Here is an 18,118-nt window from a genome sequence, read left to right on the forward strand (position 1 = left end):
CCAGAGCTCCTCACGGCGACAGCTCGGCCACGTGCACTCTTCGTGGCAGTTCAGCCCCGATCACGGACCACGCTCGACCCGCATGCGGACGGGCGTACGGGGGCAACTCGCGGGCGCCGATCAACTGGCGGAGATCAGCCGGACGCTCGCAGCGGATGAGGACCTCGCCCAGGGATCGCACCCGTTGCCAGAGTGTCCAGTTCCGCTGCCAAGCCTCCGCATCGCCCACCACGACGCACGGCCGATCCGTCGCCGCCGGCTCCGCCCCCGGTTCCCTCACCTCGCAGTCCGGATGCGCGCGACGCAGACGGGCGATGACCTCCTGAGCCCCGGCGGTGACGATCGCTGTGAGCGCGGACGTCGGCCGCCACACCGCTGCCGTCTGGTCCGCGGGCCGATGGGACTCCGTTTCGTCGGCCCACGCCAGCTGAACCTCCCGATCGCCGATCCTCGCGCGCCCCGGAGCACGATCACGAAGGAATCCGGACGGCTCGCCTCCTGCCGCCAAATGCTCCAGCTTCGTCGACATACGCAGCAGCGCGCGACGCGGCAGGAGATCGAGCATACGTCCCCAGGCGCCGCTCGCCCTGGCCGCGGTCACCACGAAGGTCGTGCCGTGGGCCGTGCGAAGCACCTGCTCCCAGCGCTGGACGAGCTGATGGCCGTACTCCGGCGGCAGGCTCCCCACCAGCACATCGACATCGTCGCAGAGAACCACGGTCGGAGGTCGCCGGCTGCCGTCCGCCCATGCGGAGAGCAGATCCCACGCCTCCTCGGCATCGCCGGACATCCATGAGGTGTCATCGCACTGGGCTGCCACAGTCCTCAGGAGTGTGGTTCGGCCGGAACCGGGCCCGCCCAGAACCGCGATCCCCCGTTCGCGCCCGCATTGCAGGAGAACCGGAGGTTGCGCCTGCCGGTCGGGGTCGTCAGCGCGTCCGATGACCACGGTGTCGGACCCCACGCCGGCCTCGCCGAGGAGCTCACCGAGTGGGAGAAGCGAGGGCAATGACGGCAGCCAGGGACTGGACGGCTGACCTCCTGCCGCCCATCGCTTCGCCACCTCTCGGAGGTCGGATGCCTCCGTCAGGGCGACCCGCAGAGCGAGGGCGTCCTGGTCCGTCGGTCTCCGCACCAGAGCGAGCCCCCGTGATCCCGGGTCCCCGGGGAGCGCTGCTGCCGCCTCGCTGCCGAGCATCAGCCGGCTGTCGGCAGCGTCGCTCACGCGGAGGCTGATGCGAAGGGGGCAGTTCGCCGCCAGGGCATCTCTGACCACACCGGAAGCTCGCTGCGTGCCGAGGATCAGATGCATGCCGAGCGCACGGCCACGGGCGGCGATATCGGTGAAGACCGCGCCCAGGTCGGCGTGCTCCGCGAGCAGCGCTGCGAACTCGTCGACGACGATCACCAGCCTCGGTATCGAGACCTCCCGCACATCGCGAGCCCCCGCCGCCGCGAGCAGTGCCTCCCGTCGGCGGAGCTCCGCCGTGAGGCTGGAGACGCCACGTCGTGCCCCCGCGTCATCGAGATCCGTGATGACGGCGACGACATGCCGAAGTGCACGCAGCGGCTCGAACGCGGTGCCGCCCTTGAAGTCCGCGAGGACGAAGGTCACCCGGTCCGGCCCGTGTACCGATGCCATCGCGGCGACCCAGCTCACGAGCAGTTCACTCTTCCCCGTCCCCGTCATGCCGGTCACGAGCGCGTGAGGACCGTCGTCGACGATGTCGACCACGATGCTCCCCCGCTCGCCCCGGCCGATCGCCGCCGCTAGCCCTTCCACCTCGTGGGGTTGTTCGAGTTCGTGAAGCGCCACCGAATCGGGAGGCGCGCCTGCCTCGTCACCCCGGTGCGCGATCTCGCTGGACAGCACTTCGGCCTGCCTCGACGAGAGGAACTCGACGGCGACGGCTGTCGTCCTGCTCGCCGTACGCAGCGTTGCGAGACCCGGCTCCACGATGTCGATCACCGCCGTGACACCCTCCGGCACCTCCTCACCGGGAGCGGCTGTGCAGATCAGCGCATCCGCGTCCGGTCTCTCCCCGGCGCAGGGCCCGACCCCCAGCCGGAACGCCCTGCGACGAGTCCGTCTCGCATGGGGCAGGCCGCCGAGTCCCCAGCCGACGAGATCGACCTCGAGGAGGTCGACGCCACCTGTCGGAACGAGCGAGAACTGCGCGGACCCGAAGCGTAGACACAGCTGCAGGATCAGAGCTCGCGCGGCGGCGGCCGTCAGCGGACCCGCTCCTCTGAGACAGATCCCTCCCCCCAGAGGCACGACGACGGGCGAGGCGTCGATGACACGGCATCGTTCGCGGAAGGCTCGTCCGCGCTCATCTTCGCCCCCGGTGCAACGGACCTCGCTCGCTGTCGGGCCCGAGCCGACGACGACCCAGGTCTCCTCGTCGACGGGTTGCGTTCCTCGAAGCGGGGATCGCACGATGCAGGTCGCGGTGTCAGGGCGGCGCTGCCACAGCGCCCTGCGCTCCTCGCTGTGGCGGCGGACCAGCTCGGCCTCCGCCGTGGCCCACCCCTCCTCGATCTTCTGCTCTCCGCGTCGCCGCTCCCGACGCCGGAGGCGAGCCGCGTCCACCAGCGATGCCCCGATCATCAGGGGCCCCAGTGCCGCGAAGCACAGAGCCAGGAGCGAGCCCGAGATCGACCACAGCACCACGCCGGCGGCGATCGGCACGATGGCGGCCAGGAACGGCACAGGAGCGCGGTGATGTGGTGCCTGCGCGGACGGCAAGGCGATCGGGAGGGATTCCATGCCCTCGAGTCGATCGCATCGCAGGCCGTGAGCGAGCAGTCTCCACAGCCTCAGGACACTATTGAGCGGTGTCCTCGATCGGGGAGGAGGAGTCGTCCTCAGACGTTACCTGGACGATGATGAGCGTCACGTTGTCGCGACCGCCGTTCTCCAGGGCCGCCGCGAGCATCGCATCGACGGCCGCCCCCGGGTCGTCGTGCTCGCGGAGGAAGTGCTGGATCCCGTAGTCGGTGAGCTCCTTGGTGAGCCCGTCGGAGCAGACGACGAACCGGTCACCGGGTCGCACGTCGATGGAGACGTAGTCCGGCGCCGTGAGTTCGCTCGCTCCCACCGCGCGGGTGATGACGTTGCTGTAGGGGTGCCCTTCGGCTTCCTCCGGGCTGAGCTTGCCTGCCGTGATCAGTTCCTGCACGACCGAGTGATCCGTCGTGATCTGCACCAGCTTGTCGTCCCGAAGGAGGTAGACCCGGGAATCGCCGATGTTCAAGGCGATCCACTGGGCCTCGTCGCCCTCGGTATCGAGGTAGACGCCCGTGAGCGTGGTGCCCGTACCCTCGTCGGTGGTCTCGGGGTGGTCGGCGATATCGCCGACAGCCAGCTCTAGTGCGCTCTCGATCGACGGACGATCGACCTTCCCCGACGAGACGATGGCCTGGAGGCGCGACACCGTGCTCTGACTCGCGATCTCGCCACCGGCATGGCCGCCCATGCCGTCTGCGACGATGAACAGCGGATAGTCGGCCAAGAAGGCGTCCTGGTTCGTCTCGCGACGGCGCCCCTGATCGGTGATACCGGACCAGGAGAGCAGCAGCGTGCGCTGCGCAACCGTGATCCGTTGCGTCTTCGTCTCAGCCACGTGCTGCCTCCGATGGGCCTGCGGCGGGTCGGACGGTCGCAGGATACTCACAACACATCGTAGTAGAAGTCACGTACACCGCGATCACGCTCGTGCGTCCGGAGCCGCCGACGAAGGCAGCGAGCCCGCGAGAACTGAGCCGAGAAGCAAGATGTGACCGGGGGTGCCTGCGCGGTACGGGGACGAAAGCATATCGTCCACGTTAGCGGGCGCTGCGGGTGGAGAACCAGCCGGAACAGCACAGAGCCCCCGACAGGAGTCGAGGGCTCTGTGCCAGACGATGCCGTCTCGTCAGATGATCACGCCGGCGGCTGTGTGGGATCCGTGGGCGGAGTGGTGGGCGAAGCCGGCGGTGCGGCGGGCGGAGCCGTCGGGGGCGCAGGCGGCGCGGGCGGGGTGGACGGTGCCGCGGGCGGAGCCGACGGTGCCGCGGGCGGAGCCGACGGTGCCGCGGGCGGAGTGGCCGGAGGGACCGGTGCGCCGGTTGCCGGTGCAGCAGGCGGCGCGTAACCGGGCTGTGCAGGCGGCGCGTAACCGGGCTGCGCCGGCGGGGCGTAGCCCTGCGGGCCGGGCTGAGCGTAGCCCTGGGGCGAACCGTAACCAGCGTTGGGAGCTGCAGCCGATGCCTGAGCGGGGATGCCGTCCCAGACCGTCCGGTCTCCGAGCAGGCCGTTCGCTGCCCAGGACGCGGGCTGGATGGCCGGGTTCCACCGCGACTTGTCGAAGGCGTTGATACCGAGCCACACCGGCGGCAGGAAGAAGTAGAGCACGACCCAGACGGCGTCCTTCTGCAACTTCAGACCGACGCGCCATGCGGCGATCAGGTCGATGACGCGACCGGCGATGCCGACGAGCGGGAGGATCAGGAACCAGCCGAGGAACGGGATGATCGCCCCGACGATGCCGGCACCCATGAGGTACAGGACGAGCCAGGGGCTCAGATCGCCGAGCTTGTAGAAGATCATGGTGCTGTAGACCGGCACCCAGGCGCGCCACTTGCCCTGCACGCCTGCCTTCTCGAAGATCTTCATGTAGAACCACGAGTAGAGCGCGTAGATGGCGAGTGGCAGGATCGTGTAGACCAGGATCAACGCGACGACCGCGCCGCCTGACAGGCCGTCATAGCCGTAGTAGTCGTTCATGGTTCCCTCCAGAAGTTCATGATGGGTCATCATGCGCTGAACACACTAGCGCTTCCCGGGGTTTCCGCGCATGTCCCTTACGCCGTCGGGCGCGTTCGGGGGAATCTCTCCCGCGGAAACGCGATCGCCCACGGTGAGCCGGTCACTCCTCGACGACCAGCTCCCAGACACCGTCGTCCTCACCGTCCCGGAAGACCAGCCCCCGCCTGTCCGCCCACGCACGGAAGCCCCGAGCGGACGTGAGGCGCGGTCGCTCCTCGGCGATCGCACGCACGAGCAAGCCCTTGGACTTCTTGTTGAAGTGATTGAGGGCTCTCCCCTGCTCCGTCACGACACGGACGTACGCAGAAGCGACCGAATCGGGCACGGGGCCCAACGCGGCATAGGCCTCGCTCCGCAGGTCGAGGATGAACGTGGGTGCGGATTCCGCCACAGCAGCGGATGTCGCGGTGGCCCAGTGGCGTCGAAGGGCAGGAAGCCCGGGAACCGACGTCCCCGCCGCGAGCCGGTACATGGGCACCTGATCCAGAGCACCGACAGGACCGAAGGGCGCACTGTGGATCAAGACATGCTCACCGAGCCATCTGCGGGAGGCTGATGACAAGGATCGGGGATCGAGAGCATCGAACAGCACCCCCGTATAGCGATCGATCGCCGGCATCGTGGGCGCTGAGCGCAGCATCCGATTGTGCGCGATGTCGCCGCTCTGACGCTCACTCAACTTGAGCACCCGACGCGCAGTCTCCTCATCGGAGGCGAGCTCGATCAGCGCATCGATGACGGCAGTGCGATGCGCCGACAGAGACGGCAGCACGAGCGACTCGAGATCGAGTGGCGAACCGTCGCCACCCTCACGCTTGGTCTCGGACGGCGGGAGCAGGATCTTCATGAAACCTCGGTGGATACAGACGCGTCCGCCTCGGGACCCTTGAGGGTGCCGAGGCGGACGCGTGGAACAGATGCTGCTAGGCGATGAGAGCCGCGTTGCCGGCGACGATCGTCAGGGTGTCGCCCTCCATGGAGAGGAACCCGTCCTGAGCGTTGGCCAGCACCTTGGTGCCATCCGACTGGGTGATGCGAACCTGGCCCTCGGCGAGGATGGCCAGCACCGGCTCGTGGCCGGACATGAAGCCGATCTCACCCTCGACGGTCTTGGCGACCACGAGGCTCGCCTCTCCCGTCCAGACCTCCGCATCAGCGGAGACGAGGCTGACATGCAGCGCCATGGTCAGCCGTTCTCCTTCTGGATCTTCGCCCACTGCTCTTCCACGTCGGAGATGCCACCGACGTTGAAGAAGGCCTGCTCGGCCACGTGGTCGAAGTCACCGCGGGTGATCGCGTCGAACGACTCGATGGTCTCCTTCAGCGGGACGGTCGAACCCTCGACGCCCGTGAACTTCTTGGCCATGTAGGTGTTCTGCGAGAGGAACTGCTGGATGCGGCGCGCACGCGACACGACGATCTTGTCTTCCTCGGAGAGCTCGTCGACACCGAGGATGGCGATGATCTCCTGCAGCTCCTTGTTCTTCTGGAGGATCTGCTTGACGGTCGTCGCGACGCGGTAGTGGTCCTCGCCCAAGTAGCGGGGGTCCATGATGCGCGACGTCGAGGTCAGCGGGTCGATGGCCGGGTACAGACCCTTCGAGGCGATCTCACGAGAGAGCTCGGTCGTCGCGTCGAGGTGGGCGAACGTGGTCGCCGGAGCCGGGTCGGTGTAGTCATCGGCGGGCACGTAGATCGCCTGCAGCGAGGTGATCGAGTGGCCGCGCGTCGAGGTGATGCGCTCCTGGAGCACACCCATCTCGTCGGCGAGGTTCGGCTGGTAACCCACGGCGGAGGGCATGCGGCCCAGCAGCGTGGAGACCTCGGAACCGGCCTGCGTGAAGCGGAAGATGTTGTCGATGAAGAGCAGCACGTCCTGCTTCTGCACGTCACGGAAGTACTCCGCCATCGTCAGAGCCGACAGGGCGACGCGCAGACGCGTCCCCGGCGGCTCGTCCATCTGGCCGAAGACGAGGGCGGTCTTGTCGAAGACACCCGCCTCTTCCATCTCGTGGATCAGGTCGTTGCCCTCACGGGTACGCTCACCGACACCGGCGAACACCGACACACCACCGTGGTCCTGCGCGACGCGCTGGATCATCTCCTGGATCAGGACGGTCTTGCCGACACCGGCACCACCGAACAGACCGATCTTTCCACCCAGCACGTACGGGGTCAGGAGGTCGATCGACTTGATGCCGGTCTCGAACATCTGAGTCTTGGACTCGAGCTGGTCGAAGTTCGGCGCCTTGCGGTGGATGGGCCAGCGCTCGGTGACCTCGATCGTCTCACCGGGCTCGAGGTTCAGCACCTCGCCGATGACGTTGAACACCTTGCCCTTGGTGACGTCGCCGACGGGGACCGAGATGGCCTCGCCGGTGTCGCTGACTTCCTGTCCGCGGACGATGCCGTCGGTGGGGTTCAGCGCGATGGCGCGGACGAGGTCGTCGCCCAGGTGCTGAGCGACCTCGAGAGTGATCTCGGTGGACTCTTCGCCCATCGCGATGGTGGTCTTCAGCGCGTTGTAGATGTCGGGGATCGAGTCGTGCGGGAACTCGATGTCGACAACCGGACCGTTGACGCGTGCGACGCGCCCGACGACCGCGGTCGCCGGCTGGTCAGCCGGAGCGGTGAGGGTCATTTTCGTCTCTTTCCTGATGGTCTATTTGCTCGCGAGAGCGTCGGCCCCGCCGACGATCTCGGCGATCTGCTGCGTGATCTCCGCCTGACGCGCGTTGTTGCGCAGACGGGTGTAGTCGGTGATGAGCTTGTCGGCGTTGTCGCTGGCCGACTTCATCGCCTTCTGCGTCGCTGCCTGCTTGGCGGCGGACGACTGCAGGAGAGCGTTGAAGACGCGGCTCTGGATGTACACCGGCAGGATCGCGTCGAGAACAGTCTCGGCGTCCGGCTCGAACTCGTACAGCGGGTAAACGGTGTTACCGGCTTCCGACTCATCGGCTTCCGTGATCTCCAGCGGGAGCAGACGCACGGACTCCGGCGACTGCGTCATCATGCTGACGAAACGGTTGTACACGAGGTGGATCTCATCGACGCCGCCGTCCTGTCCTCCACGGGAGAACGCTTCGAGCAGTGTCGCCGAGATCTCCTCGGCGGTGTGGAACGACGGGGTGTCCGTGTCGCCGGTCCACTCCGCGGCCGCAGCGATCCGTCGGAACTGGAAGTATCCGACGGCCTTGCGGCCGATGAGGTAGAACACCGGCTCCTTGCCCTGCTCGCGCATGAGCTCTGCCACCTCGAGACCCTCACGGAGGATCTGCGAGTTGAAGGCTCCGGCGAGACCGCGGTCCGAGGAGAAGATCACGACCGCGGAGCGGGTGATGTTCTCGGACTCGCGGGTCAGCGGGTGATCCACGTTCGAGTGCGTCGCGACGGCCGACACGGCCCTCGTCACGGCTCGCGCGAAGGGGGTGGACGCCTTGACGCGTGCCATCGCCTTCTGGATGCGCGAAGCCGCGATGAGTTCCATCGCCTTCGTGATCTTCTTGGTCGTCTGAGCAGAAGAGATCTTCTGCTTGTAGACCCGGAGTTGAGCGCCCATATCTCAGTACCTCACGCGATTACGCGCGACGACCCTTGACGATCTTCTCCTGGTTGACGTCCTCAGCCTCGGCTGCGGCGTGCTCCTCGTGACCGGGGGCGCCGATCGCGTGGCCCTTGCCACCCTGGAACTCCAGGACGAAGGCGTCCGTCTGCTTCTCGAGCTCTGCGACCGTGGCGTCATCGAGGACGTTGGTCTCACGCAGCGTGTCGAGAACCTTGGTGTTGCGACGCAGGTAGTCGAGCAGTTCGCGCTCGAACCGGAGCACGTCCTCGACCTCGACCGTGTCGAGCTTGCCGTTCGTTCCGGCCCAGATCGAGACGACCTGCTCCTCGACGGGGTACGGCGAGTACTGCGGCTGCTTGAGCAGCTCGGTCAGACGCGCACCGCGGGACAGCTGACGACGCGAAGCCGCGTCGAGGTCGGATGCGAACATCGCGAACGCCTCGAGGGAGCGGTACTGCGCGAGCTCCAGCTTCAACGTTCCGGAGACCTTCTTGATCGACTTCACCTGCGCGTCGCCACCGACTCGCGACACCGAGATACCCACGTCGACCGCCGGACGCTGGTTGGCGTTGAAGAGGTCGGACTGCAGGAAGATCTGGCCGTCGGTGATCGAGATCACGTTGGTCGGGATGTACGCGGAGACGTCGTTCGCCTTGGTCTCGATGATCGGGAGTCCCGTCATGGAACCGGCGCCCAGCTCGTCGGACAGCTTCGCGCAACGCTCCAGCAGACGGGAATGCAGGTAGAAGACGTCACCCGGGTATGCCTCGCGGCCCGGCGGACGACGCAGGAGGAGCGACACGGCACGGTAGGCCTCAGCCTGCTTCGACAGGTCGTCGAAGATGATGAGGACGTGCTTGCCGCCGTACATCCAGTGCTGGCCGATGGCTGAACCGGTGTACGGAGCCAGGTACTTGAAGCCGGCAGGGTCGGACGCGGGAGCGGCCACGATCGTGGTGTACTCCAGAGCGCCGGCCTCTTCGAGCGCGCCCTTCACCGAGGCGATGGTCGAGCCCTTCTGGCCGATCGCGACGTAGATGCAACGGACCTGCTTGTTGACGTCGCCGGACTCCCAGTTGGCCTTCTGGTTGATGATCGTGTCGATCGCGATGGCGGTCTTGCCGGTCTGGCGGTCACCGATGATCAGCTGACGCTGACCACGGCCGACCGGGATCATCGCGTCGATCGCCTTGATTCCGGTCTGCATCGGCTCGTGCACCGACTTGCGCTGCATGACGCCGGGCGCCTGGAGCTCGAGAGCGCGGACGCTCTCGGTCTCGATCGCGCCGAGTCCGTCGATCGGGTTGCCGAGCGGGTCGACCACGCGGCCGAGGTAACCGTCACCGACGGGGACCGAGAGGACCTCACCCGTGCGGGTGACCTCCTGGCCGGCCTCGATGCCGGTGAACTCGCCGAGGACGACGACACCGATCTCGTGCTCGTTCAGGCTCTGCGCGAGACCCTTGGTGCCGTCGGCGAAGACGACGAGCTCGTTCGCCATGACGCCGGGCAGTCCCTCGACGTGAGCGATGCCGTCCGCAGCGTCGACGACGGTGCCGACCTCGGTCGCACCGGCCGCGGTGGGCTCGTATGCGGCGGCGAAGTCCTTCAGCGCGTCACGGATGACGTCGGGGCTGATCGATAGTTCTGCCATTGTCTTCCCTTTGTATCTGGGTGCGCGGTTCCCCGCGCGAAGTCGTGTTAGCCCGCGAGCTTCTGGCGAAGGTCGGCGAGTCGTGCGGAGATGCTGCCGTCGATGACGTCATCGGCGATCTGCACGCGCAGACCTCCGACGACGGCAGGGTCGATGACGACGTTGAGCGAGACCTGACCGTCATAGCGACGCGAGAGCGAGTCGCTCAGACGGTCACGCTGCGCGTCGCTGAGGGCGGTGGCGGTGTGCACGGTGGCGACGACGCGGCCGTGCTGGTTCGAGACGATGTTCATCGCCCTGTCCAGCAGACGACGAACGCGGCGCTCACGCGGCTGGCGTACCAGCGACGTGATGACCAGAGTCGCTGCGGTGCTGGTGGAGCCTTCGGCCAGGAGACGCTCGACGAGCGTGCTCTTGGCGTCTTCTCCCCCGACGCGGCTTCCCAGAGCGAGTTCCAGCTCGGGGTTGGCTGCGATCACCCGGGAGAACCCGAAGAGCTCGCCCTCGATGTCCGTGTCCGGCTCGGCGACCGCTGCGGCGCGGATCGCGAGCTCCTCGATACCGTCGACGAGTTCATCCGCGTTGGACCAGCGTTCTGCGACCACGGTCGACAGAACATCCTTGGCGCCTGCGGAGAACCCGCCGAACACCGCTGCGACGACATTCTGTCGTGCCGCGGCGGGAGCGGAAGGATCAGCAAGCGCGCCGCTCAGCTGGGACGAGTCGCTCACGGCCCGGGCGGCGGCGAACAGCTCCCGCGCCGTGTCGAGAGTGATGTCCTTCGCTGCGGCAAGCGTCTTGATGGATGCCGCGAGTGCCTGAGTGGTCGCGCTGCCCATTACTGAGCCGCCTTCTCGGATGCCTCGAGCTCGGCGAGGAAGCGATCGACGACAGCGGTCGCGCGTGCGTCGTCGGAGAGCGTCTCGCCGACCACGCCACCGGCGAGGTCGAGGGCGAGCGATCCGACCTCGCTGCGGAGCGAGACGAGAGCGGTCTGACGCTCCGCCTCGATCTGCGTGTGCGCGGTGGCGGTGATGCGTGCGGCCTCGGTGGTCGCGGCGTCCTTCGCCTCGGCGACGATCTTCTTGCCGTCCTCACGGGCGGCCTCGCGGATCTCGCCGGCCTCGGTGCGCGCCTCAGCGAGCTGACGCGTGTACTCCTCGAGTGCCGCCTCCGCCTGCTTCTGCGCCTCGTCGGCCTTGGCGATGTTGCCCTCGATCGCGGCGGACCGCTCATCGAGCATCTTCGTCAGCTTGGGAAGGGCGACCTTCCACACGACGATCAAGATGATGAGGAACCACAGACCCGACCAGATGATGTCGTACCACGCGGGGATCAGCGGGTTGTTCGCCGCCTCACCCTCAGCCGCGAGGTTCGTGACAAGAGCGTTCAGCATCCTGTCTCCTTCAGAAGTCGGTTCGGATTACGGGAAGGGGATGAATCCGACGGCGATGCCGACGAATGCAAGCGCCTCGGTGAAGGCGATACCGATCCACATGAGGACCTGGAGACGGCCGGCCAGCTCGGGCTGACGAGCGACGCCCTCGATGGTCTTGCCGACGACGATACCCACGCCGATGGCCGGGCCGATGGCAGCGAGGCCGTAGCCGATCACCGCGAGGTTGCCGTTGATTTCAGCGAGAACCGTAGTTGCGTCCACGGGGTTTTTCCTTTCGTTGGGTGGGAAGGCTGATGCCTGCCCGCTCAGTGTCTAGTGGGCTTAGTGCTCTTCTGCGACCGCGAGCTGGATGTAGACCGCGGTGAGGACGGTGAAGACGTACGCCTGGAGGACGGCGACCAGAATCTCGAAGAGAGTGAAGGCGCCGCCGAAGGCGAGGGTTCCGACACCGAGCGCGGCCCAGCCGCCGCCTGCGGTGAAGAAGAAGAACTGGGTCGCTGCGAAGCAGAGGACCAGGATCATGTGGCCGACCACGAGGTTCATCAGCAGTCGCAGGGTGAGCGTCACCGGGCGGATGATGAAGGTCGAGATGAGCTCGATCGGGGTGACGATGAAGTACACCGGCCACGGGACACCGGCGGGGAAGAGCGAGTTCTTGAAGAAGTTCTTCGGGCTCTTCTTGATGCCGGCGTAGATGAACGTGACATAGCTGACCACGGCGAGCGTGAGCGGCACCGCGATGATGGCCGTTCCCGGCATGTTCAGGAACGGGATGATGCCGGTGATGTTCATGAACAGCGTCATGAAGAAGATCGTCATCAGGATCGGGAGGAACCGATCGCCGTCCTTGCGGCCGAGCAGGTCGTGGGCGATGCCGCCGCGCACGAAGCCCATGCCCATCTCCACCAGGCTCTGGAACCGGCCGGGGACGACCTTCATGCGGCGGGTACCGAGCCAGAGGATGAGGACCACGGCGATCACGGAGAGCAACTGGATCAGGTGGATCCGGTTCACCGGAATGGGGCCTACGTTGAAGAGGATCTCCGGAAAGAACTCATCGATCGAAGGGCCGTGGAACTCGCCGTCGGTGGCAAGTCGGGGGGTCAGGGTCGCAGCGATATTAAACAGCGCGGGCTCCAGCTTCGGGGCACCGGTCAGAACCGGGGCGACGATGGTCGGTGTGCTTCACAGCGCAAGCGCTCGCGGGCGAGCGGCGGGCACGTCTCAACACTATCAGAATCTGAGGGTCCCCTAAGACCGCTGGCCGTCCTCGACGGGGCCGCCGTCGATGTGATTGGCGTTGCCGGGGGCGCGATCTTCGGGAACCTCGGTCGGCAGCGTGGTGTCGCTGACGTGCGGCAGACGCATCTGCGTGAGTACCACGACGTCGATGACGAGCGACATCAGCACACCGGCCACGATCGAGAGGAAGAACACCATCGGCTGCAGCCAGGGCTGACCGGCGAGCAGGATCATCACCACGACGAAGACGCCCAGCTTGAGCAGCCAGCCGCCGAGCACGATCGCGAAGAACAGCTGCGCGTAGAGCGGGTCTCCGAACCAGCGATTCGCGATGAGGATGCTGAGGCCGGTGATGCCGAGGAACACGGCCGCCAGCACGACGCCGAGCAGACCGCTGATGAGACCCTCGCCCTGGGCGACGAGGAAACCGACGCCGCCTGCGACGATCGCGAGCACGACGGTGGCGATCGCCGACCAGATCAGGGTCCGACGCAGGATCGGGGTGCTGGAAACGGGGCTCGGGCTCATCAGGACTCCACGGGTGTCGGATCGGGTTCGGCATCCGCAGCACTGCGGCGGGTGGGGCTCAAGGTGACGACGAGGCAGGCGGCGATGCCCAGGACGCCGAAGCCGACGCCGGGCAGGTACTGGCCTGGCCAGTCCTCCCGTGCGCCCACGTACATCATCAGGACCGCCAGGGAGACGACAGCCGTCCAGGCGTAGAAGATCAGCACGGCGTCGCGGTCCCGGTGGCCGAGATCGAGCATGCGGTGATGCAGGTGCTTGCGGTCGGGCGAGAAGGGCGAGCGTCCCGCGCTCATGCGCCGGAGCACCGCGAGGCCGAAGTCCAGCAGCGGCAGCAGCACCACGAGCAACGGGAGCAGGATCGGCAGGAACGCACCGACCAGCTGCGACCGGCCGAGACGCTCGGGGTCGAGGGCCGACGGGTCCATCTGGCCGGTGATCGCGATCGCGGACGTGGCCATGAGGAGGCCGATCACCAGTGCTCCCGAGTCGCCCATGAAGATCTTGGCCGGGCTCCAGTTCAAGGGCAGGAACCCGAGGCACGCACCGATGAGGACCGCCGCGAGGAACGTCGAGAGGTTGAAGTAGCTGGAGGCCCCGGAGTCGCGCGTGAAGATGTATGAGTAGGCGAAGAAGACGCCGTTGGAGATCAGGCACACACCGGCCACGAGGCCGTCGAGGCCGTCGATGAAGTTCACCGCGTTCATCACGATGACGATCGCGAACATCGTGATGGTGATGCTCAGCCAGCTGGACACGACGATGAGGTCGCCGAACGGCAGCGAGAGGATCTGCAGTCCGCCGCCGACCGTGATGACGCCGGCGGCGAGGAACTGCGCGCCCAGCTTGATCATCCAGTCGATGTCCCAGAGGTCGTCGACCACGCCGATGATCGCGATCAGAAGCGAGGCGCCGAGGATCGACCACATCGTCTGCGGGGGGATCCAGATGCTCTGGAAGAAGGGGTTCATCGCAGAGAAGCCGAAGGCCGCGGCGATGGCGAGGAAGATCGCGACGCCGCCCAGCCGGGGCTTGGGCGTGGTGTGCACGTCACGGTCGCGGATGGCGGGGTAGAGCTTGAACCGGAGGCTCACCTTCAACACCGCCCAGGTCAGCGCGAACGTGATCAGGGCGGTGAGGATGATCGTGAAGAGATACTGCTTCACGAATCCCCGTCCTGCTCCTGCGGGTGGTCGTGCCCGGTGTGCGCGTGCTCGGCGTGCTCCTGCCCGTCGTCCTCGGGCTCGAGCAGATCGCCGAGCACCTCATGCAGCTGCTCGCGCGTGACCGCGCCGTCACGGAGGATCCGCACCACGCCCTGGTCGGAGTCGGCGCCTCGACGCACCAGCGACGTCGCATCGACGATGGTGGACGCGATGCCGTCCTTGCTCAGACCGTCCGCGAGGTACACCGCGACGCTGTCGCCGAGCATCTTCTCAGCGTCGTACGCGGAGATGGCAGCCGACTCCCCTGTGAGGTTCGCGCTGGAGACCGCCAGTGGTCCCGTCTCCGCGAGCAGTTCGAGGGCGACGCGGCCCTCCGGCATGCGCACCGCGACCGTGCCGAGGGTCTCCCCCAGGTCCCACACCAGCGACGGCTGCGCCGGCAGCACGATCGTGAGTCCCCCGGGCCAGAACGCCTCGACCAGACGCTCCACGGGCTCGGGAACCGACTCTGCGAGGGCGGCGAGGGTCTCCTTGGTGCCGATGAGAACGGGCGGCGGCTGGTCGCGGCCGCGCCCCTTCGCGTCGAGGAGCCTCTGCACCGCGGCCGGGGAGAAGGCGTCGGCGGCGACACCGTACACCGTGTCTGTGGGGATGACGATGAGGTCGCCTCGGCCGATCGCCTGGCGCGCATTGCGCATACCGGCGAGAAGCTGCGACTCGTCGCTGCAGTCGAAGATGGTTGACATGACGGTTCGATTCTATGCGGCGCGGCCGATGAGCACGCTCGGAGGTTGCTGATCAGGGGCGGAGCGCGGTCGTGGCGCGATCCCGCAGCGTCAGGTCGCGATGCGTCGCCGCCGCACGCCAGCCGTCGACGGTGAGGATCTCCCTGATCGATTCGCCCTGCAGCTCGCCGTGCTCGATGACGAGAAGCCCGCCGGGGCGCAGCAGGCCGAGCGCGCGTCCACTGAGCACGCGAACGATGTCGAGACCGTCCTCTCCGCCGTACAGCGCCATGGCCGGGTCGAAGAGTCGCACCTCCGGGTCGCGAGGTACGGCCGCGTCAGGGACGTACGGCGGGTTCGAGATGACCACGGACGCCGTGCCGTCGAGCTCAGGGAACGCGTCTCGCAGATCGGAGAGGACCAGCGTCAGGTTCTCCACTCCCTCCACGTTGCGAGTCGCCCACGCGTGGGCGTCTTCGGACAGTTCGGCGGCGAAGATCCGGGCGTGCGGGACCTCCGTGGCCATCGCGAGGGCGATGGCCCCGCTTCCGGTGCCGAGGTCGATGCCGATCGGGGCGGGTTCCGCGGAGTTCACCAGCGCGTCGATCGCGTATTGCGCGACGGTCTCGGTCTCCGGACGCGGCACGAAGACGCCGGGGCCGACAGCGAGTTCGAGGTGACGGAAGGGAGCGGTTCCGGTGATGTGCTGGAGGGGCTCGCGTGCGGCTCGACGGGCGACGACCGAGTCCAGCGCCACCGCATCGGCATCGTCGACACGGTCGCCGCGGACGATGGCGGCCTGCACCTCGCCGCGCCGCCTGCCGAGGACGTGCCCGGCGAGGAGCTCGGCATCGACCAGAGGATCGGGGACGCCGACGTCGGTCAGACGCTGGGCCGCCGCGCGGACGACCGCAGCAAGAGAGTTGTCGGACATGACTTCCAGCGTAGGGTGCGGGCGACCGTCACAAAGCCTCACCCATAGACCCCCTCCCCTAGGCTGGTCCCGCAGCGACCCCCGCACAGGAAGGCTCACCATGCCCGGCATCCACTCCGACATCACGACCGCTTTCGGCAACACCCCGCTCGTCCGGCTGAACCGGGTGACCGAGGGTCTCGGTGCGACCGTCCTCGCCAAGCTCGAGTACTACAACCCCGCCTCGAGCGTGAAGGATCGCATCGGCATCGCCATGATCAATGCCGCCGAGGCGTCGGGTGAGCTGCAGCCTGGCGGCACGATCGTGGAATCGACGAGCGGCAACACCGGTATCGCCCTCGCCATGGTCGGCGCGGCGCGCGGGTACCGTGTCATCCTCACGATGCCGGCCTCCATGTCGAAGGAGCGCCGCGTGCTGCTGAAGGCGTTCGGGGCACAGATCGTGCTCACCGACCCCACCAAGGGCATGAGCGGCGCGATCGAGGAGACCAAGCGCATCGTCGAGGAGACCCCTGGCGCGATCTGGATCCGCCAGTTCGAGAACGCCGCCAACCCGCAGATCCACCGCGAGACCACGGCGCAGGAGATCCTCCGCGACACGGACGGCGCCGTCGACATCCTGGTGGCAGGCGTCGGCACCGGCGGGACCGTCACCGGAACCGGACAGGCTCTCAAAGCCGCGAAGCCGGGCGTCCAGGTGATCGCCGTCGAGCCCAAGGACTCCCCCGTGCTGACCGAGGGACACCCCGGGCCGCACAAGATCCAGGGCATCGGCCCGAACTTCGTCCCGGACGTGCTCGACCGCGAGGTGCTGGACGAGATCCTCACCGCGGAGTTCGACGAGTCGATCCGCGTCGCCCGCGAGCTCGCCGCGAAGGAAGGTCTGCTCGTCGGCATGTCTTCCGGCGCAGCCGTCGCCGCCGCGCTGAAGGTGGCCGCCCGCCCCGAGAACGCCGGCAAGACGATCGTGGTCGTGATCCCGGACACCGGTGAGCGTTACCTGTCCACCGCACTGTTCGAGGATCTGCGCGAAGACTGAGGCCGTCGATGGGAATGATCGGGCGGATGCGCGAGGACATCGCCGCAGCTCGCCTCCGGGACCCGGCCGCGCGCAGCGCCGTCGAGGTCGCACTGCTGTACCCCGGGCTGCACGCGATCTGGGCGCACCGCGTATCCCACGCGCTCTGGCGGCGCCGGCTGCGTCTGCTCGCGCGAGCCGGGTCACAGGTCTCACGCTGGCTCACCGGGATCGAGATCCATCCCGGTGCACGCATCGGTCGCCGGTTCTTCATCGACCACGGGATGGGTGTCGTGATCGGCGAGACCGCCGTCGTGGGCGATGACGTGATGCTCTATCACGGTGTCACGCTCGGAGGACGCACACGCACCTCGGGCAAGCGGCATCCCACCCTCGAGAACGGCGTCGCCGTCGGAGCGGGGGCCAAGATCCTCGGACCCGTCACGATCGGCGCGGGGTCAGTGGTCGGCGCGAACGCGGTCGTGACCCGAGACGCCCCGGCGGACAGCATCCTCGTCGGCATTCCGGCGAAACCGCGTCACCGCACGGCCGGTGAGGACACCAGAGCGCTCCTCACCGCCCCGGACCACTACGCGATCTGACTCGCGTGCGCTAGCGGCGTTCTCCCTTGACCGACTCGACCTTCTTGCGGAGGAAGATCAGCGGGAGCAGCACACTTCCGAGGGCCGTGATCAACCACACGATGACCGAACCCAGCAACCATCCGGTGAGGTCGGTGATGCGCAGACCACCGATCGGGAGCAGCACGACGATGATCAGCGAGATCAGCGTCGACACGATGCCGATGCCGCCCATGAGCACGGGTGCGTAGCGATTGGCGATCTTCATGACCCACGGCGAGAGCACGCTCTGCAGGATCGCGAAGATCAGGATGCAGATGACGAATCCCCACCACTTGTCCCACTCGATCTCGAAGCCGTCGAGCAGCAGGTCGGCGGCGATCAGGCCGAGGCCGGCGGACACCAGGTAGAGCAGGCCGCGGAAGAGGAATGTGATCACGGGCTGAGCATAGCGCCCCGGCTCCAGGAGAGCGGGGAGTGCGCTGTCCACACTCCCCGC

General features: G+C 67.3%; 19 protein-coding genes. 2 read left to right on the top strand and 17 right to left on the bottom strand.

What is annotated here, in order from left to right; translation table 11 throughout:
• Window positions 1-10 precede the first annotated feature (10 nt).
• The 16 genes from ABRP18_RS10405 to prmC form a co-directional block, all read right to left on the bottom strand.
• Window positions 11-2,770, bottom strand: coding sequence for an FtsK/SpoIIIE domain-containing protein (locus tag ABRP18_RS10405; RefSeq protein WP_349884596.1), 2,760 nt, complete (start codon window positions 2,768-2,770; stop codon window positions 11-13).
• 58 nt (window positions 2,771-2,828) lie between these two features.
• Window positions 2,829-3,626 carry a PP2C family serine/threonine-protein phosphatase gene (locus ABRP18_RS10410; RefSeq protein ID WP_046748247.1) on the bottom strand — a complete coding sequence of 266 codons (798 nt, stop codon included), beginning with the start codon at window positions 3,624-3,626 and terminating at the stop codon, window positions 2,829-2,831.
• A gap of 299 nt (window positions 3,627-3,925) precedes the next feature.
• Window positions 3,926-4,768 carry a large exoprotein gene (locus tag ABRP18_RS10415; RefSeq protein WP_349884598.1) on the bottom strand — a complete coding sequence of 281 codons (843 nt, stop codon included), beginning with the start codon at window positions 4,766-4,768 and terminating at the stop codon, window positions 3,926-3,928.
• 142 nt (window positions 4,769-4,910) lie between these two features.
• Complete coding sequence (locus ABRP18_RS10420) at window positions 4,911-5,657, bottom strand: peroxide stress protein YaaA (RefSeq protein ID WP_349884599.1); 747 nt, start codon at window positions 5,655-5,657, stop codon at window positions 4,911-4,913.
• A gap of 76 nt (window positions 5,658-5,733) precedes the next feature.
• Window positions 5,734-5,994: a F0F1 ATP synthase subunit epsilon gene (locus ABRP18_RS10425; RefSeq protein WP_046748245.1), complete on the bottom strand. Its 261-nt coding sequence runs from the start codon at window positions 5,992-5,994 to the stop codon at window positions 5,734-5,736.
• 2 nt (window positions 5,995-5,996) lie between these two features.
• Window positions 5,997-7,451: a F0F1 ATP synthase subunit beta gene (atpD, locus tag ABRP18_RS10430; protein ID WP_058631290.1), complete on the bottom strand. Its 1,455-nt coding sequence runs from the start codon at window positions 7,449-7,451 to the stop codon at window positions 5,997-5,999.
• A gap of 21 nt (window positions 7,452-7,472) precedes the next feature.
• Window positions 7,473-8,369, bottom strand: a complete 897-nt coding sequence (locus ABRP18_RS10435; RefSeq protein WP_046748243.1) for a F0F1 ATP synthase subunit gamma — start codon at window positions 8,367-8,369, stop codon at window positions 7,473-7,475.
• Window positions 8,370-8,388: 19 nt separating this feature from the next.
• Window positions 8,389-10,029 (bottom strand): F0F1 ATP synthase subunit alpha, encoded by a 1,641-nt coding sequence (gene atpA, locus ABRP18_RS10440; RefSeq protein WP_046748242.1) that lies wholly within the window; start codon window positions 10,027-10,029, stop codon window positions 8,389-8,391.
• A gap of 47 nt (window positions 10,030-10,076) precedes the next feature.
• Window positions 10,077-10,868, bottom strand: coding sequence for a F0F1 ATP synthase subunit delta (locus tag ABRP18_RS10445; RefSeq protein ID WP_061015175.1), 792 nt, complete (start codon window positions 10,866-10,868; stop codon window positions 10,077-10,079).
• On the bottom strand, window positions 10,868-11,425 hold the full coding sequence (locus ABRP18_RS10450) for a F0F1 ATP synthase subunit B (RefSeq protein WP_058631293.1): 558 nt from the start codon (window positions 11,423-11,425) through the stop codon (window positions 10,868-10,870). Before ABRP18_RS10450 ends, ABRP18_RS10445 begins: the two co-directional genes overlap by 1 nt.
• A 27-nt stretch (window positions 11,426-11,452) precedes the next feature.
• Window positions 11,453-11,689, bottom strand: coding sequence for an ATP synthase F0 subunit C (gene atpE, locus ABRP18_RS10455; RefSeq protein WP_028502887.1), 237 nt, complete (start codon window positions 11,687-11,689; stop codon window positions 11,453-11,455).
• A gap of 60 nt (window positions 11,690-11,749) precedes the next feature.
• Window positions 11,750-12,547, bottom strand: a complete 798-nt coding sequence (atpB, locus tag ABRP18_RS10460) for a F0F1 ATP synthase subunit A (RefSeq protein WP_371861862.1) — start codon at window positions 12,545-12,547, stop codon at window positions 11,750-11,752.
• 132 nt (window positions 12,548-12,679) lie between these two features.
• Window positions 12,680-13,198 carry a hypothetical protein gene (locus ABRP18_RS10465; RefSeq protein WP_349884600.1) on the bottom strand — a complete coding sequence of 173 codons (519 nt, stop codon included), beginning with the start codon at window positions 13,196-13,198 and terminating at the stop codon, window positions 12,680-12,682.
• Window positions 13,198-14,361, bottom strand: coding sequence for an MraY family glycosyltransferase (locus tag ABRP18_RS10470; RefSeq protein WP_046748237.1), 1,164 nt, complete (start codon window positions 14,359-14,361; stop codon window positions 13,198-13,200). The genes ABRP18_RS10465 and ABRP18_RS10470 overlap by 1 nt, the downstream gene beginning before the upstream one ends.
• On the bottom strand, window positions 14,358-15,107 hold the full coding sequence (locus tag ABRP18_RS10475) for an L-threonylcarbamoyladenylate synthase (protein WP_058631295.1): 750 nt from the start codon (window positions 15,105-15,107) through the stop codon (window positions 14,358-14,360). Before ABRP18_RS10475 ends, ABRP18_RS10470 begins: the two co-directional genes overlap by 4 nt.
• 52 nt (window positions 15,108-15,159) lie before the next feature.
• The gene (gene prmC / locus ABRP18_RS10480) at window positions 15,160-16,020 is read right to left on the bottom strand and encodes a peptide chain release factor N(5)-glutamine methyltransferase (RefSeq protein WP_113681607.1); all 861 of its coding nucleotides are present in this window, start codon (window positions 16,018-16,020) and stop codon (window positions 15,160-15,162) included.
• Window positions 16,021-16,120: 100 nt separating this feature from the next.
• On the opposite strand from prmC, the gene cysK reads away from it, so the two are divergent.
• A complete protein-coding gene (gene cysK / locus ABRP18_RS10485; protein ID WP_113681606.1) occupies window positions 16,121-17,059 on the top strand; it encodes a cysteine synthase A in 939 nt (312 codons plus the stop codon).
• A gap of 8 nt (window positions 17,060-17,067) precedes the next feature.
• Window positions 17,068-17,640: a serine O-acetyltransferase EpsC gene (gene epsC / locus ABRP18_RS10490; RefSeq protein ID WP_046748233.1), complete on the top strand. Its 573-nt coding sequence runs from the start codon at window positions 17,068-17,070 to the stop codon at window positions 17,638-17,640.
• A 10-nt stretch (window positions 17,641-17,650) separates the two neighbouring features.
• On the opposite strand, the gene ABRP18_RS10495 is transcribed toward epsC, so the two are convergent.
• Window positions 17,651-18,058: a phage holin family protein gene (locus ABRP18_RS10495; protein WP_046748232.1), complete on the bottom strand. Its 408-nt coding sequence runs from the start codon at window positions 18,056-18,058 to the stop codon at window positions 17,651-17,653.
• Window positions 18,059-18,118: the final 60 nt, after the last annotated feature.

This window comes from Microbacterium sp. WHRI 7836, from assembly GCF_040223885.2.
Lineage (GTDB): Bacteria > Actinomycetota > Actinomycetes > Actinomycetales > Microbacteriaceae > Microbacterium > Microbacterium oxydans.